At 34.1% G+C, this 18,204-nt stretch carries 16 protein-coding genes; all 16 read right to left on the reverse strand.

Going from position 1 to position 18,204, the window contains the following annotated elements:
- Positions 1-22: 22 nt before the first annotated feature.
- The 16 genes from ACPWSR_RS06635 to ACPWSR_RS06710 all read right to left on the reverse strand — a co-directional run bounded on the left by ACPWSR_RS06635 (position 23) and on the right by ACPWSR_RS06710 (position 18,203).
- Positions 23-1,450: a polysaccharide biosynthesis tyrosine autokinase gene (locus tag ACPWSR_RS06635; RefSeq protein WP_426350904.1), complete on the reverse strand. Its 1,428-nt coding sequence runs from the start codon at positions 1,448-1,450 to the stop codon at positions 23-25.
- Positions 1,451-1,463: 13 nt separating this feature from the next.
- Positions 1,464-2,294: a hypothetical protein gene (locus ACPWSR_RS06640; protein ID WP_426350905.1), complete on the reverse strand. Its 831-nt coding sequence runs from the start codon at positions 2,292-2,294 to the stop codon at positions 1,464-1,466.
- A gap of 20 nt (positions 2,295-2,314) precedes the next feature.
- Positions 2,315-3,046 (reverse strand): tyrosine-protein phosphatase, encoded by a 732-nt coding sequence (locus tag ACPWSR_RS06645; protein ID WP_426350906.1) that lies wholly within the window; start codon positions 3,044-3,046, stop codon positions 2,315-2,317.
- A gap of 249 nt (positions 3,047-3,295) precedes the next feature.
- Positions 3,296-5,086 carry an ABC transporter ATP-binding protein gene (locus ACPWSR_RS06650; protein ID WP_426350907.1) on the reverse strand — a complete coding sequence of 597 codons (1,791 nt, stop codon included), beginning with the start codon at positions 5,084-5,086 and terminating at the stop codon, positions 3,296-3,298.
- Between the two features lie 115 nt (positions 5,087-5,201).
- Entirely contained in the window at positions 5,202-6,347 is a 1,146-nt protein-coding gene (locus ACPWSR_RS06655; RefSeq protein ID WP_426350908.1) for a radical SAM/SPASM domain-containing protein, read from the reverse strand.
- On the reverse strand, positions 6,289-7,167 hold the full coding sequence (locus ACPWSR_RS06660) for a hypothetical protein (protein ID WP_426350909.1): 879 nt from the start codon (positions 7,165-7,167) through the stop codon (positions 6,289-6,291). Before ACPWSR_RS06660 ends, ACPWSR_RS06655 begins: the two co-directional genes overlap by 59 nt.
- 83 nt (positions 7,168-7,250) lie before the next feature.
- Positions 7,251-7,667, reverse strand: a complete 417-nt coding sequence (locus tag ACPWSR_RS06665) for a hypothetical protein (protein ID WP_426350910.1) — start codon at positions 7,665-7,667, stop codon at positions 7,251-7,253.
- Positions 7,664-7,972: a PqqD family protein gene (locus ACPWSR_RS06670; RefSeq protein WP_426350911.1), complete on the reverse strand. Its 309-nt coding sequence runs from the start codon at positions 7,970-7,972 to the stop codon at positions 7,664-7,666. Before ACPWSR_RS06670 ends, ACPWSR_RS06665 begins: the two co-directional genes overlap by 4 nt.
- A gap of 233 nt (positions 7,973-8,205) precedes the next feature.
- Positions 8,206-9,450: a nucleotidyltransferase domain-containing protein gene (locus ACPWSR_RS06675; protein ID WP_426350912.1), complete on the reverse strand. Its 1,245-nt coding sequence runs from the start codon at positions 9,448-9,450 to the stop codon at positions 8,206-8,208.
- 70 nt (positions 9,451-9,520) lie between these two features.
- Positions 9,521-10,411 carry a metallophosphoesterase gene (locus ACPWSR_RS06680; protein ID WP_426350913.1) on the reverse strand — a complete coding sequence of 297 codons (891 nt, stop codon included), beginning with the start codon at positions 10,409-10,411 and terminating at the stop codon, positions 9,521-9,523.
- A 424-nt stretch (positions 10,412-10,835) separates the two neighbouring features.
- Positions 10,836-11,807: a glycosyltransferase family 2 protein gene (locus tag ACPWSR_RS06685; RefSeq protein WP_426351361.1), complete on the reverse strand. Its 972-nt coding sequence runs from the start codon at positions 11,805-11,807 to the stop codon at positions 10,836-10,838.
- 54 nt (positions 11,808-11,861) lie between these two features.
- Positions 11,862-13,718: an LTA synthase family protein gene (locus tag ACPWSR_RS06690; protein ID WP_426350914.1), complete on the reverse strand. Its 1,857-nt coding sequence runs from the start codon at positions 13,716-13,718 to the stop codon at positions 11,862-11,864.
- A gap of 101 nt (positions 13,719-13,819) precedes the next feature.
- Positions 13,820-15,385: a DUF1919 domain-containing protein gene (locus tag ACPWSR_RS06695; protein ID WP_426350915.1), complete on the reverse strand. Its 1,566-nt coding sequence runs from the start codon at positions 15,383-15,385 to the stop codon at positions 13,820-13,822.
- Positions 15,386-15,436: 51 nt separating this feature from the next.
- A complete protein-coding gene (locus tag ACPWSR_RS06700; protein ID WP_426350916.1) occupies positions 15,437-15,745 on the reverse strand; it encodes a serine O-acetyltransferase in 309 nt (102 codons plus the stop codon).
- 258 nt (positions 15,746-16,003) lie between these two features.
- Positions 16,004-16,981, reverse strand: a complete 978-nt coding sequence (locus ACPWSR_RS06705) for a glycosyltransferase family 2 protein (protein WP_426350917.1) — start codon at positions 16,979-16,981, stop codon at positions 16,004-16,006.
- Positions 16,982-17,027: 46 nt separating this feature from the next.
- Complete coding sequence (locus ACPWSR_RS06710) at positions 17,028-18,203, reverse strand: Coenzyme F420 hydrogenase/dehydrogenase, beta subunit C-terminal domain (RefSeq protein WP_426350918.1); 1,176 nt, start codon at positions 18,201-18,203, stop codon at positions 17,028-17,030.
- Between the last annotated feature and the right edge of the window lies 1 nt (position 18,204).

The raw sequence follows: 18,204 nt of genomic DNA on the forward strand, positions 1-18,204 counted from the left end.
ATCTCCTAAATCAATAAGAATTTTAGCTCTCAGGATTATATCTATTAGAGATTTTATTTTTATAATAGTCCTTATAGCCGCTATTATAACCATCTATAATATCTATTACATCATTATATATGCACCCCAGAAGCTTACCCTGTTCCCCATTTAATACATCTATAGCATCATTGATGTCTATAGTAAGTGCTCTGCTCTGCCTAACTACTAGGAGAGAAGCATCAGCATACTCAACAAGAGCTTCAGTATCAGCCATTAGTGATATAGGAGGACTATCAATAATTATATATTCAAAACTATCTCTTAATTTTTCTATAAGCTCTTTCATTCTTCCATTACTTATGAGCTCTGTAGAATTATCCTGATGCTTTTTCCCTGATATAAGGAAAAGATTTTTTTCACTACTCTCAACTATTAATTGTTCATAAGAGCACCCACCTTGCAAATATGACTCAATAGCATTAGTTTTTTGATGTTTAAGTTGAAATATTTTATGGACAGATGGTTTCCTTATATCCCCTTCTATGAGTAAAACCTTTTTAGAGTTCTTAGCCAAGGTAATAGCAATGTTCGCAGCCACTGTGGACTTTCCTTCATTCTCGAGGACACTGCTCACAAGAATAACCTTTACCCCCTTGTTCTCAGTCCTATATTCTATACTGGTTCTTATTTTCTTATAAGCCTCTACAAAATTAAGACTCACTATAGGATTAGATACTAGGACTGCTTTACGGTTTTTCTTAAAGAGAGATTTTAAGGTCTTGTACTTATTTTCATGGTATATGGTTCCCAAAAGTCTTGCATCCAGCTTCTTTTCCACCTCATATTTATTTTTCACTGTATCCTTAAAATAAGACAGAATTATTACTACAGCCAACATAAATAACATGCCCAGCTTACTGGCTTTCCCAGCTGTCCCCGTGGCATCACAATAGTTAGACGGACCTGAAGGGTACATAGGCTCCTCTAAAAGCTGAATTACAGTATGACCTACCACATACCCCGCCACATCTAAATAGTTGTCCATTACAGAGTTTATGATGTCATAAGCTAATCTAGGAGTAGAAGAAGTCACTGTCAGACACAGAAAATTAGTATCATTTATTAGAGAAACTGATATATCCCCTGGAACAGAGTGCATTCCTATATCCTCTGCTACCCTATTTTGAAGTATCTCACTATCGATTATATTAGAGAATACTTCAGCAAGACTTGCAGTAGTAGATATATCAGAATATTTATGGCTACCTGCAGTACTATCGGATACTACTAATGTAGTATTAGTGGTATATTCAGGCTCATAGGTATATGTTACATACATATAAGCACACATATAAGCAATAAATCCAAAAAGTATAATCACCCAGATGTTTTTAATAATATCCTTAAGGATATCAAGAATGTCTATATTAAATTCCCTCAAAGGGCTTTCTGTATTTCTTACTTCCATATTCCTTCTCCTTTTAGTCCTCCACCACTACAACTAGAAACGATTTTCCTGTAAATCCGTTTATAGTAACCTCATAGGTTATGACATAAGTACCTGCCTTGGTGCTATTAAACTTATTCTCTATTTTAATCCTATCCCTATAATACTTCCATTCCTCACCCTTGCTGCTGTTATTCTTCCCCATGGATATAGTTTTTAAATAATCATATGGATCTATAGAGTCCCCAACCTTTTTATAAATCACATAGTCTTTAAGATATATTTGAGGAGTTATGCTAGAGCTGTATATCTCTACTGGAGCCTTAAGGTGAACTGTATCACCACTACTATTTGTAACCGTAAATTCAGCTTCATAGGTTCCTGGCTCCAGAGGACTGTTAAAGCTAACCTTTATATTATTCGATATATCTCCATCAATAACATCATAAGCATCAACATCCTTCAATATATCACTAGCAATGGTATCTAAATCATAGGACAAAGGTGACGTTATCTTGAACGTAGGTTTAGTATAGTCATCGTAGGCAAGCTCTCGTGTTGCTCTAGTAACGTTGTTATGAGAATCTGACACCACATAAGTAATTATTCTTTTATCATTTATAAAGCCTGAAATATCCTCGATTATCACTTCAGAGCTTATATCTCCATCTTCATCATCTATAGCTTCTATACCTTCTAGCAGCTTTTCTTCTGATTCTTTTACGCTAATAGTTAAGTGATCACTATTCATAGTAATAACTGGAGCCGCATGATCAGCTTCTTTATATTCAATAAACTTAAACAAGTTATATATAATAAGAGTAAAAATAAATAAAACGACAGTTATTCTTCTAACAATATTCATTCCTTAAGGCTCCTTTGTATCTATCTCAGTTCTATAATAGTATCTTGTATGACCTTCATAGGATTAGTCTCAAAAATACTCTTTATATACTCTAGAGGATAATATTCTTCTAAAAGACTCCTAACTCCATCTAAACAAGGATTTCTTCTATACGTATTATGGGCGTCACTAGCTATGAAGGACACTATTCCTTCATTTAGTAGAGAAAAGGCAGTTATCTTGCACCCTTTACCAAAATATCCAGTGATACTACCCTTATTGAGCTGTATATAATAACCCTTATTAATCCAATTAAATATCACAGACATATCCTCTTGAACACAGGCATATCTTTCTGGATGAGCTATTATTGGAACATATCCCTCATAATATACCTCCTCCAGCTTTCTATTCATATAAGCAGCACTTTCATGAAAAGGGAATTCTATAAGAATATAACGGGAGGAATTTAAGGATATAATTCTTCCTTTTTTCAAAAGCTCTGCTATATTACCTTGTCCGTATATTTCCATCCCTTCAATCAACTGAAGAGGTATATTTTTCTCTTTTAAAGCTATCTTAAAACTCTCAAATGATTTCTTTAATCTATCATCATAATAATTTTGAAAAACTCCTCTTATATTAGCATGAGGAGTTGCTATAGCTGTCTTTACTCCACTCTCCACAGCAAGCTCTGCCATGATAATGGCATCCTCCATGGTTTCTGCACCATCGTCAAGCTCCGGTAAGATGTGCAAATGTATATCTATCATTGTTTACCTCTCATTTTAATATTAAAAAATTTCAAACTATATATAATATAAAAACATTATACACTATAGTTAGACATATTTTAATAAAATACGACATTCGTAAAGTTTAAATTTAAAGAGTAAAGATTGTGATTATTATTAATTACAGATAATAGGTCATCATTAAATTACAATCCCTTTAAATTAAATGTAACTAATGTATAAAAATGAAGCAAACCTATTAAAAGGATGATTCATTTTTTACTTTATTTAAAAATCCATAGCCATTCGACTAGACTCTTCCTCACTCAACTCCGTTACATGAGTTTCCATCACCCGGTAAACTCGCTGGCACAGGTTCAACACACTGGGACGATGGGTAGTGACGATGCAAATCTTATTGGGGCGCTGTAAAACTATATTTCTCAGAACTCGCCGTTCCGTGGTAACATCCAGGGCAGAAGTGGCCTCGTCCAGAAGCAAGATAGGAGCATCACGGAGAACAGCACGTGCAATAGCAATACGCTGAGCCTGTCCTTCAGAGAAGCCCCGTCCCCGCTCACCGATCTTACTGTTGATGGTATCGGGCATCTTCTCCACAAAATCCCAAGCGCAAGCAATCTTCAGAGCCTCTATGATTTCATCATCAGTAGCATCCTCCTTGACTATGCGCATATTCTCAGCAATAGTTCCTGAAAGGATAGTGTTACCTTGTGGAACATAAGCAAAGAGATGTCTGGTCTCAGCGTTCATCATCACCTCTTTCCTGTCAGAACTCCTGATTATAGCCTCTCCAGAGTTCGGATGAACAAGCCCAAGAATCAGTCGAATCATAGTGGTCTTTCCCTCTCCCGAGGGGCCAACCAAAGCCACAATTTCGCTAGGACGAGCAATAAATTGGCTATCAGTGATGACCTGAGTCCCCTCTACATAGGAGAAGTTTACATCCCTCATCTGGATAGTCAACCCATCCCTTGCCACGACATCCAATTCACTGCTCTCGGGAATATGAATCTCTCTGGGCAGCTCCACCAGCTCCCTAATACGATGGGCTGAAATAGAGCTGTTAAGAAAATTGGGGATAATGGATAACAGGCTACTGAATGAGCTAGAAAGCTTATTCCGTTGCTGTAAGAATAGCGTCATAGTACCGTAGGTAATATCACGTGTCCAGAGACGCCAAAGACAGTAAGCAAAGGCCATGCCCTGAACCAACTCTCCAATTAAGGTAGTAATGATGTTAGTCTTGATGGAAAACATATTATACTTTAAAATTACATCCTTGAATTTCTTCTGCCACCAACGCATCTTTTTGCTGTAATAGGGTGTGACTCCAAAAGATTTAATGGTATCGAAGTTATAAAAAGCCTCTACCTCAAAGGTCATCATATCACTGCTCATTTCTCTAACCTTTTTTCCGTATTCTCTCTGTTTTTTCAGCACTACACGAGAAATCAAAAAGAGAAATGGTGCACTGGCAAAAGCTAATACCGCCATCACCCAATCATAGTATAAAATAACAAAAAAAGTAGCTACAAAGTTATAAAAAGCAATGATAATTGATGGCAACCAGCTGATTGCATTGCCGCTGACGGTTCCTGCATCACTGTTAAAACGGTTAAGCACATCTCCATTAGAGTAGTTACTGATAGCAAGCCAATCAGCATCAACTATCTTATCAAATATATCTGCCTGAATATCGTTGTTTATATAGATTCCCAACTTGGTGTTTATACGATTAAGAATGCTATTAAAAGCCAGCGTAAACAATGTGGTAAACACCATAACAGCCACCAGCAGCCAGAGTTTATCTGTCTTATAGCCGGTAATAATATCTAGCAGATACTTGCTAATCACACTACTAATCAGTCCCAGAGTAGTAGTAATAATACCTAGAATTGTATAAAAAGCTATAATCCACTTATACCTGGCACTATAACTTAAAATCCATTTCCAGTCGTCAATAATTTCAAAAAACGTTCCATCTTTCCATCGGGAAATAAGTGTATTCAATGATTGAGAGGAAATATTTAATCGATCCCCAAACTTTTTTTTAGCCATAACCGTCTCCTTTTATCGTTTATCGCACCTCATAACTATATAGGCTCTTCAAAGCAAAATATTTTAAAAAAGCCACCTTGAAATCTCCATTACCCATCTGTTTACGTTATTGTAACTATGATTTGCAATATGATTTTAGTAATTTGTAATATGCTTCCGTCATCTTACACAAATACTCCGGTTTCCCATCTATTTTTCCTGTTTCTGTTAGACAAGCAGCTGCACAGGTTTTGCAAATTCTCTTCTTGTCGCAGCTTTCACATTCTCCACACTTCAAAAGTTCACTGGTCTCTTTCACAATGTGCTCCCAACAGTCTTTAAATGAATGTTCCAGTAAACTGATTCTTGGCTCATGGAACATACCGCAGGGTAGCAACTCTCCCTTCCAGTTCATCCAAAAACCACTGCGACCAGCACGACAGGTTAACCCTTTTGCACTGGACAAATGTACAGGGTGCTTCAATTTTTCCAGTGTATTTTTAGAAGCAATTGACAAATCACCCTGGGGATTTCTTCCTCGAAAAGCCGAAAATAGCGATTCAGCAGCCTCCTCTGGAGACAATCTGCAGAATTCATTGTCATATCCTTCTTTTCTTGCTGGGGGAAACATATAGCTACATGCTTCCAGATGTGCATGACACTGTTCTGCCACCTCATGTATTTGAGGTAACTGGTTTATATTGTCAGGAGTGATACTATAATTAAATCTAAATGGTACTTTTCTGTCATTGAGCAATTTTACAGCATCCATTACCTGAGAAAAACCTTTTGGATTTCCACACAACCTTTCATATGTAGTATCATCTGCACCATATAGGGTAATATTTAGCCTACGGCATGGATACTTTCCGAATATATCCGCCCACTTTTCATCAATTAATGTTCCATTAGTATTAATTGTAATCACGAATCCCATATGCATTAATTCTGTATATAACCGCTGAAATTCAGGATAAACTAGTGGCTCCCCTCCTGTAATAAGCAGAAACAATACACCATTATCCTTGGCATCTCTAGCAATTTTTAGCCACCGATCACAGGAAAGCATCCGTCCCCGTGCTTCCATTTGGTCTCTAGTCTGACGAATATAACACATCTTGCAGTTCATATTACAAAGTGGTAGCAATTCCATGGTACCCCCTAAAGGCATACGCAGCATATCTGCATTTGCAGCCAACATATTCTCCACAGGACTTATCAAATCATATAATTCCATCGTTCTTACCTCCATATAAGTATTGATGCAACACTCGTGCCGCATTATCCTCCAATGTACAATGGAGCATAATGACAGTTGTCCGTATCGCCAAATCAGTTAGCATATCTAATGCCTTATTCACTCGTTCTGGATTCCAAGTATTTACCGTACATTCACTAAGCAGTAACCCTGTCTTCTGAGCTAACGTCAATTCTTCAATTGCATCTTCCTGAGACTGCCTTACAATCACAATTGCGCGAATAGGATAAGATTTATTCTCGCATTCTTCAGCACTACCATGAAAAGGAAAACCACAAGCCAACCAACTCTCCCCTTCCTGCTGCAGAAGGCACTTATCACCGTTTATAATCTGTGAACCGTATAGTCGATTCCATAAAGTTCCCTGAGTTGTCTTGCCTGTACCACTAGGTGCCGTAAACAAAATCGCCTGTTCCTTATACATCATATAGCAGCAATGTAAAGGCAACCCACCAGTTGTCAATAAATTATTCTCCAGATGCAGCAAATTCCAAATAGACATATTCCCATTATTCCAGACATTGGACAGCTTATTGTAATACACCACCAGTTTTTCTCCATCAAATCTCGTCTGTGCATAAACAGGATGACCAGCTTTAAAGAGAGCTTGATAAGAACGTATTTCTTCACTACTCTCTTCTTGCCAGATCTCCACACCCTCACTCTCATATACTTTTATACCAGTTTTATCCGGTAAAACATCTACCATATAAAAGGATGTTAAAATATATATCTGTGCATCACTATTGATACATAAAAATGAACCATCTGTGTCCTTCCATGGAATTTCGTATGGACAGTCAATAATAAAAGCTACCTTTCCAACTTGCACTTCGTATCTCAAGTATATCCCTCCAGAAAATAAGGATTCATCTCACCTGGAAATGAATCCTTATAAGCATCTATTAAATTATGAAATCATTTAGTTTAATAACTATGAGAATATAATTGTGTTAACTTAGCATTTGCAGGTCCCGCATGCCATACTTTTCGATTTCCAGCATTTACGCTACTTATCCCACCTGCTTTAAGTATATTATTCAATAGTTTCATATCACCTCCACCACCACCGCCACCTGATGGTCCTACCCATGCAAAATACAATTGGCCATTGTAGGTAATAAACTTATAAGTGGTACCTGATCCATTTGGATCAACTTCATGATCACAACCTGACGTGCCAGCCGTAAATATAGTATCGCTGGTTGTAACAACACAATCAACAGTCTGTGCTTCGTAATCATATTCTGTACCTGCCGGAAGTCTATTGCAACTTGCTGCTATAGCTATATTAGGTGCGAAACATTCCACATCCATTATTGGCTTTACATAACTTCTTTTCATGATATCTTCTCCCCTTTCAATTCTTCAATTAATCCATTATGTACTCCTGTTTTGATAAAGGATTCCACATCATCTTCTATGTCCAAAGTAGAGCATTCAAAATTATCAGCTATTACAGTCACCAAATCCTCCATCAACCTTGGTTCACTGATGGATTTCCACAAAACAACTCCTGTCTCATTCAATCTGACTATGCCATTGAACTCCTGAGTCCTTGTTCCTATGGGTATAAGCAACATTTCTCCAGCTATCTCTCTTGCGACAAAGCCATCTTTTGCCTTATATCTCGTATCCGTATCCATCATTCCTTCTGCAACTAATCTTTGTTTATTATAATTAAATTATCATATTCATCATAAATTTTCAACTATTCAGAGAAAAAAATAGTAATTTGTCGTAATATAAGTAATTATTATAGATTATGTAATAGACTAAAGATTATATCCATTACCCTTATTTTAATAATGGTAAAAACATTCTGCTTTTATATATGCTAAAAAACACCTTAATTACTGAAGTTAATTCAGTAATTAAGGTGTTACTTTTTTATAATTCCATGCTTTCTTAATAGTTCTATCCTATCATTTCCTATCTTTATACTTTCCGAGACTGAATTCTCACTGCCCCTTTTAGAGATTTCCTTTTTATACTTAAAAATCCTCTGTGCCCAGGCAACAGGAAGTAAAAAGGGATACTTTTTTATGTAGCTATATCTTCCTGAAAGACTTTTACTATCTGGAAAAACAGTCTTTAACACGTAGAATTTAGACTTTTTACCCTTTTTATCTGAGATAACAGCATTTAAAGTTATATTACTGCTATGTTTTCTGCTCATAGTGCTGTCACCGTAAACGCCCGAATTAAGTATCTCTGAAAGAAGGTCCTGAGAATCCACATAAATATTTCTCCACTCTTCTATGTAACAAGCCTTCTTAGGAGAAAAGCCTAGATATTTCTTTCCTATATCAAAGAGAGCTGCGGTAAAAATATCTGCTTTAATTTTTCTGCAATCCTCTAAAAGTCTATTCCAATTTATCTTAGCTCCATAGGTATTGCTATATACAATAATATCGCATAGCTGTCTTACACCGAAGCCACTATGAAGAAAATGCTTAAAGGCATGACAGATTAGATACATAAGATGATCAGTATATTCCATGGTACGGACTTTAACTCCTTGGATTTCCTCTTCTATGAAATTATCAAAGACATGCTTAAAGATATCATTAAACTCACCATAAGCCTCAGAATGCTCCGGAAATAGATTTTTATGAAGCTCAATATATTGATACCTATTTCTGTAGGATACCTCATAACTATCCTCTATTGATTTATCGTCTATAACCTGCATTCCGTAGGAAAGCATAGCTTCATGGCAGAGATTAAATTGCTCCTTAGGGATAAATAAATCTTCATCACCTGAAGCTCTGTGATCCGGCATAGGATAAATATTTCTACATATGAGTCCTTTAACTACCAGGGGCTTAATCCCAACATCACTGAGATGCTTATAAAGTACTAAAAAATCTGAGGTTTTAAGAGCTTGAAAATACACCTGCCTCTGAACCTCAACTTTAATAATTTTGTCCAATTGTTCTTTAAAAATCTTATAGGATGTACAATCGTATACTGCCTCATAAAACATAGGAATCACCTTATGGATAGCTGCTACATTAAATAATTGAAGCCACTCCTCAAAAGTAATAACCTCCGTCCAATATACCTTTTCACCTAAAGTATGTGCTTTTATAGCATCCAAGAATCTTATGTTATTAATATCCATAAATTCTCCTTTATATTAGTAAACTAAAGTAAATTTATCATATAAATTACAACTTAAATTGACGTAATATCTATTCCTCGGGAAATAAATCTACTACGACTACTTCTGGCTTATTATTAATTCTAGGAATTATTCCAGAGCTTCCTAATCCCCTAGATAAAACTATGGTACTCTCATTATCTTCTGAAAAATATAGCCCTTCACTTTTTCCTACAAACCATCCTTGATCTGGAGCATAAAGACCTCCTATAAAAGGAATACGAATTTGCCCACCATGGGCATGACCAGAGAAAATAATATCTACGTCCCAGGCCTCCAAGCTTCCCCATTCTATCCAGGCAGCAGGCATATGACATATAAGAACTTTATAATCATCTGTATCTTGAAATTTCTTAAGAAAATCTGTCTCTTCAGGAAATTGATCCTTTTCTTCAGGCTCTTCTGGTAATGCATAGCCATATAATCCGCCTATTCTTATGATCTGTCCATTAATAATTACATCCTCATAATCAAGATCAAGCACTCTTGCTCCAGCATCAGTGAACGTTTCATACAAGTCATTATGGTAATTGTCCATATGAGCTATTTCATGATTCCCCATAGAAAGATATACTGGAGCTATTTTTGATAAATCACTTATTAAACATACAGCTATATCTGTGTTTTCATCATCATAATTCAATATATCTCCAGTAATAAGTATTATATCAGGCCTTTCTTCTGTTACCTTTAATATAAGTTTTTTATTAGTATCTCCAAATTGAGAATTATGAAGGTCTGTGAGGTGGGTAATTCTTATGGCCCCATTTATATCAGAAGAATCTATTGTATAGAAGCTTTCGCTAAGAGTATATTTAGAGTTATAAATAGAATAAATAATACATCCATTGACTAAGATAAAAAATATAATAACAAAATACTTTACTAACCTATATCTACAGACTATATTTTTTTTACTCAATTCTAAATAAATTCTCCTTTTATATTGTTGACTAATAACTACTGAAGCATTTAATTTACACAAAAAATATACAACTATGTAGAATTATATCTTTAAAGTTTTGTTATACTATTTAAAATTATGTAAGCTTTGTTTTGTATTCTCTAATGTATAATCTCAGTTCTATAAAAGTTCAAATGGCTTATATGTTCGCAGTAATATAAACAGAACCATTAGAATATAAACATGGATAGTCATGTTTCATTATCTTAGTTATCCTAATTGGAAACCTTTCAGGAAACATTTAAATTCTTTCTATATGACTCTCTTATCTCCCTTCTTATTGCATGGCCACTTCAATATGACGTTCTTATGTCGCTTATTTAGAAGGTCCCTCCACAACCATATCTCAAGAGAATCTATATACGTTTGTCGTTCTTATCATTCAAAAGCCCTTTTTAAGAAAATTTTTCAATGCGCAAGTTCCCCAAAAATCAAATTTTGCAAGTTGTATCCATATTTTTTCACTACCTACTAAAATAGCTATATCATTTTTAGTAGGCCTATATAATTTTGCAATTTCATAAATTATTTTTTTTGCTTTTTCTTGTTCACTTCCGTTTAAATATTTCAATGTCATCTGGCCATTGTAAATACAAGAACTATATAAATTATCCTTGGACACAATAGATAATTCAGGAAAAAATTCAGTAATATATTGCTGCCTCTGAACTTTTGCCTCCAGTGCATCCAATCGCTTTATATTATAACTAGTACTCATAATACTATTTTCTCTCTGAAAATATAAATATAGCACATCAAAAATTTTAGTTATTTTCCTCGCACGTCCAAAAACTTTGTATGTCCAAAATTCATCTTCATTTGTTTTTCCAATTTCAAAGTAAATACCCTGTAAGCAAGATTTTGTATATAGCTTATTCCAAACATACTGATGAAAAACTCGATCCTGAATCAGTAGTTTCAAAGCGCCCACTGGTGTATAATTTTCATACTCTTCATGTTGTATATTTTTTGGAACAAAGCTGCTACCTGTTGTTCTAATAACATCACATTCACAAATATCACTATCACTTTTTTTTAAAGCATTAAGAAGATATTCTAAAAATGTAGGTGCCACCCAATCATCGCTATCAACAAATGCAATATAGTCACCTTTTGCTATGCGAAGCCCAGCATTTCTAGCATCTGAAAGCCCTCCGTTTGACTTATGGATAACTAGTACTCTTGGGTCTTTTCTTGCGTATTCATCACAAATATTACCTGAAGAATCTGGAGAACCATCATCAACCAGAATTAATTCAAAGTTTGTATAAGTCTGTACTAATATCGAATCTATACATCTCTTTAAATATTGCTCCACGTTATAAATCGGAACGATAATACTTATTAAACTCAACTCATTCTCCTTAATTTCTATAAATTGTACTATGTCAATAGGTGTTTTCACTAGTTAATTTCTATTTATTAGCTTATAATAGTCAGAATCCAATATGGCGTCATTAATTTTATATACGTCCTGCACATATTCATTCATACTATTGATTTCTTCTTCTGTCATACCATTATTCCACATAACTTGACCAGACTTTACATACACTTCATCTGTGATCCAGGAAAAATCCGAAAATATCGCAAATCCCTTATATCTCTCATCAAATATGTCATGCCCCATAATTTCTTTCGATACCTCTAGCCCAAATAAATTTTCTATTGTTGGAGCCAAGTCTGTCGTCTGCATAGTTTTATTGACTTCAAGAGTAATGTCTCTCCCTGCACAATAGACGAATGCTGGAGTATTTTCTAAAATAGAATTTCCTGTTTCCTCAGAGAGTTGTTGGAGCAATTCCTGATTAGTTAATCCATATGAATAATGATCTGCGAATCCTATAATGACCGTATCTTCAAGTAAACCATCTTCTTCAAGCCTTTCCAACAAACCTTTAAACATATCATCTGTTAATCTTGCCTTGGCTCGAATAATATTTTCTTCGGTAACTTCACCTTCCACATACTCTGGATATTTTTCAAGAGCATATTGAACTAGATCATCATCAATATCGTATGGTAAATGTGGGCTATAAGTTATAACATACGACATAAACGGACTGTTGCAAGTTAAATCTGAATACAACTCATCACTTATGTAAAGAAATCTATCATCATAAACTGAAACGGATTCTTCAGGGTAATCTTGATAAGAATTATATACTTCATATCCAAATACTTCATGCATACTTCCACGATTATAGAAAGTTGCTGTACCTGAGTGAAAGGATTGAACTCTATAACCAGCATTAATAAATTTGTTTGCTATACTCTCAGAAAAACTATTTCTTATCAATGAATACGTGACATTTCCATTTGAATAAGGATAGATGCTTGTATTAAAAGCAAATTCAGTATTAAATGTATATCCACTTGCATAACTAGGGGTATATAGATTATTAAAATTAATTCCTTCTTTCATCATTTTATAAATAGTTGGAGTATCTCCTTCTGTAATTAACCAGTCATCCATTGATTCCATCATAAAAATGATTATATTTTTTCCTTTAAATATGCCTGTCATTTCATTTTCTTTCACATTATTTTTATTTATAAAAAATCCATCAATATCTTTATATATAGACGAATAATCCTTTAGATTTCCCACAAACAGTAAATATGTATCACGGAAAACATATTGATATATACCAGTCAATTCCATATCATATGCAGAGTTAGAAAATTTTTCGTATTCATATGCAGGATTATTCCACTTAACACTCTCATTACTCTTGTATAGAATTGGAATAAAAAAGATACATACAATTCCTGCTACTATACAAACAATAGAAGCTAAGGTTCGTTTTATTGAAGATTTAGCTGGCTTTGGAAAAAAAATAATTCCTGCTATACCGAACAATACTAACACTACTATTTCAAATACTATCCATGGTGTAATAATGTCTAAAACATATTCTAAATACTCCGCTCCTTCTCCAGCTAATGCAAAATCGCTAATAAATAGAAATTTATCAAAAATCATATAATATCCATATTGGATAACTACATAAGTAACAGTAATAAAGTATAAAATTGCATATATAATCCTTCCGATCAATCGGCTCGATATCAACTGTAAAATGATTACTATTATAATACACCAAACTAATGTAAATAAATTTGGAGCCAATTCATAGATACTATATCTGCCAATCCACCTAGTTTCAACTCTCAACCATACATCTAAAATTCCAAATGAAATAAGAATATATATTAGTCTTAATAAATATAATGACTTTTTTCTAATCTTACCATTTTCCATCATTCTCTCCTCAAATAAAAAACCATATTCCAGTTATTAATCAATACACAATAATATCTAGTTATTTCTCCTTTAAATATTAAAACTCAGAAATTATTCAATTATTCATTGAAGCTACTATTAATAACTTTGGGAATTATATTATTACGATAAAATTCTCTTTTAGGAATTAAATCAGGAACAGAGCCATGCTCTAAATATTCCTTAAATAAAACACTTTCTTCTTCTTTTGCGTATCGTTTAACAGCTGTAAGCAAAATCTTAGGATATTGGACTTTTGTCCATTCTCTAAAAACACTATCTGTAAAAGATTCTCGATCAGTTGAAAAAACTATAATTCTATCGTAGTTAATTCTCTTTACCCTCTTCTGCCAATTTTCCTTTGCTTCTCGACAAGTTTTATAGTGCATAAAATATATAGAAATATCTCCCAATAATCCTACTGGATATTCTTCTTCCCAATGCATTTCTATTTCTAAATTCATATAGTATTCTAGATTTAATACAAAACGGACAAAATCTTCTGCTTTAAAAAACAGATTAATCGTTGGCGACAAAAGCTCCATTCCCATATCGTGATAAAATACTCCACCGATGCAATTTTGTGAAATGATTGTAAAATCCTTTGATTTTAGTGCAACCCGTGCTTTTTTAATAATTAGATTGTTCTTTTCACGTTGAATTCTACCTTTTATCCACGATAATAATTTTAAATATTCATTCTGTAGTTGTACTAAATTTTCTTTAAAAAGCAGGATTCTCTGTTGCTTGTAATATTTCTTAGCTTGTCCATCTTGCATTATGCATTCAATATTACTAATTTTTCTTGATTTATGGCTTTTTTTATCATGCATTATTTGGTAAATAAAATTTTCTTTAATTCCTTGAATAGCACGATTATACTGCTCTTGAATAACTTCATTTTCTTCTCCACACAGCTGATATAATTTTGCATATCTCTCATATTCTTTTTCGTGTTTTGTAAGGCCAAAATTACTCATCAAGGAAGTATTGTTTGCTCGAATATAGTAATATAATGGAAGGTTATAAATAACACATTCCTGGCAGTTTAAAGCCTCCATATAATCAAGAACAAACTGAAAATCTTCACCCATACTTTGAGTTTCATCAAATAAGACTCTTCCCTGCACAATAATATCTCTACGAAAAATTTTATTCCACAATTGCTGAATGAGAAATTTACGTGAGAGATCAAAAAAGCATTCTTTACCTATTGTATATACATGGTTGGAATCCTGCTTCCACACATAGTCTCTGCGAAAACGCTCCATTTCATTAATAAAATGATGTCCACAAATAACCAAGGCGTCTGGATTACTTGTAGCCATATCTAATAACATATTAACGTAATTCTCTGAAACCCAATCATCACTATCAACAAATAAAATATACTCACTTTCAGCTAGCCTTAACCCCTGATTTCTTGTATATGAAACTCCTCTATTTTCAACATTTTGAATGCATCTCACATTCATATGACGTTTAGACAGCTCCTTGCAAATAGTCCAGCTATTATCTGCAGAGTAATCATCTACAAGTATCACATCAACATCTCTATTTTTACCATATATAATTGAATCAACACATCTTTCAATAGTTTTTTCTGCGTTATATACAGGTATTATTACGCATACTTTACTACTCATAAATTATCTCCCTTTGAAAATATTAAATAACTATAGCCAATAATTGGTCTATTATTTAAGGCTACGTGCTGGTATTCCCCCCATAACTGCTCCGTCCTCTACATCTTTAATAACTACAGCATTTGCACCAATAACTGCATTATCGCCAACAGTAATGCTTCCAAGCACCTTCGCTCCGCAAGTAATCATCACATCATCACCTATAATCGGAGCTCTCCCATGTCCGCTATAACCAATCGTTACCTGCTGATTTATCCAGCAGTTTTCTCCAATAGATTCCGCTGCAATCATCGTGCTGAAGCCATGCTGAATAAACAGACCTCCGCCGATTTCCTTTGACTGTATAAACAATGTATTCACAGGTGAATAAACAATCCCTATCCAAGTACGATAAATTAGCCTGGACCGATTTCTATAGATAAACAAATTACGATACTCTTGCTTTTCCCATAAAATCTTCGCTAAAGCAATCCAATCTTTATCATTAACCTTGAGAAGCGACTTCCACCGCAATAAATCCTTTTGAAATCTATCATCTGACCAATTAACTCCTGGTAATATAAATATCACCCGGATAATTTGCAAGAATATCTTTACGCTTTCTTTCATCTTTGTTCCCTACTCATAATATCTTTTTAGATTATTTGTGCTACTAATCTCTTGCTTTTTTCTTAATCGTTTATTAATACTACCATACTGTAACAGAAATAATTGATACCTCATTCCTAGCTTCATCCTGCAGCTTTCTCCTTCGTGAAAATACTCCTTCAATAATCTCTTTGTAACTGACAAACTCTCATATGAAGCAGAAGTATCTTGGGACAGTATAAGAAGCATATCAAGAAAGTGATAATCAAACTTTTCCTTAAGCGCAGGAAATTTAACTGAAACTTTTTTTCGACGTTGATTAAGATAATTTAATTTATCAAGGACAATCTGATTTTTAGAATCTACTGAAGTCATTACACTAGATTTTCTCTGACGGTAATTATATACAATATGAGGAGAATGAATAATTTTTTTAGCATTCATTACTCCTTGATAAGTAAAAAATTCATCATCGATTTTATGACCTTCCTCAAAAAAAACATTCTTGAACAAATCTCTACGATATAACTTATCCCATAATAACCCGCACGTCCAGTCTATGGTATATCTTGATAGATAAGCTTCTGTATCAAATTCACATAACTGATTCAGTTTAATCTGGTTCTCCACGCCATCTAAATAAACTTTGGAAAAACTGCACTGAATAATATCTGCACCCTTCGATTTCAGTTGATCTATCATGTATTCATAGGCGTCTAATTCAAGGAAATCATCACTATCAACAAATGCAAGATACTCACCTGTAGCAACGCTTAGGCCTGTATTCTTTGCACTGGCTGCACCACCATTATGCTGATGAATCACTGTAATTCTATTGTCTTTCTTGGAGTATGTATCGCATATTATACCAGATTGATCAGTGGAACCATCATCAATAAGAATGACCTCCAAGTTTCTATAGGTTTGTTGTAAAATACTATCTAGACACTGTGGTAAATAAAGCTGTACATTGTATATAGGTACGATAACTGATATAATATTTTTCATCCTTTTTCCTCAGTAAAATTAATATTTAATTTAATAACTAAAAGTATTACTTCAATAATCTTATAAAACACTTTATGAATCTATTAAGAAGTTTTCTCAAGATGCTCCCTTTCTCAAGATGCTGACTTGAAAGCATTCTACTGATTAATTCACATAAATCGTTACATGAACTTATATATTCAAAGAACTCTTCTCTTCGACTATGGGGAACCGAGCCTTCTAACATACTTTTATTCATAGCCACCGCTTGCTCAGAATCTATCCTTAAATACTTAAATCTATCTCGGATTTCTTTCCACAGATTATATCCTTTTTCAGAATGAATAAATACCAACGAGGTTCCATGATTATCATCAAATTCGGGATACTGATCCCATATCCCCCAATAATCTCCTAATGTGAAATCACTACTTCTTTCAATTCCTTTAAACTTACACTTTTCACAGGAAGGTCTAATATATAGGTTATTTACAAAACCTTGCATAAATATATCGTTGCTCTGCTTTTCAGTATAACTTACACCATTTTCGTATCTTATAACAACTGAATAGGAATACTTACTCCAACCCGATATCTTACTTCTCAAATTCACTGAATTAATCAACGCTCCCCCAGCGTCTTTTCTTCTTCTCTCTTTTAGATACATTTTCCATATTAATGGAGAAGGAACCCCATGACATATCATATCAACTAAAATCAAATTAGAATAATCTCTTTTTAGATATCTCTGTAGCCCAGCTACCTGACAGGGTGTACCAACAAATAAAACTGGATTTCCTTTAATCAACAGGTTTTTAATGGTCTTATAGCAAGGCTCTGCTATGCTTTGAGCGTATTTTGCTCCACGTAAAAAAGCTAATTGATCAATTGAATTACTAATAGTATGTCTTACTTCAAAGTTTTCGTCATAAATAGCTCCACAAACATATCCTCTCTTTTCAATAACATACTTTGCGAGCTCAGAAAACACTCCTCCTGAAGAGCTTTCCCTTCGTACTTCATTGTCTTTATTATGAACTGCAAACGCCTCTGTACATGATGAAACCTCATTGACATGCAGAACAGAGCATGTCTTCTCACAAATTTTACATTGAATACAACTTTCCTGATTTATTATAGGATATCGAAATCCTTCAGCATCAATTTTCATAGTTATGCATTGTTTCGGACATGCGGCTGCGCAACCTCCACAACCAGTACATTCCGTAGCTTTCACCAACATT

This window comes from Alloiococcus sp. CFN-8 (assembly GCF_049943125.1).
In the GTDB taxonomy this organism is placed as follows: domain Bacteria; phylum Bacillota; class Clostridia; order Clostridiales; family Clostridiaceae; genus JAEXZL01.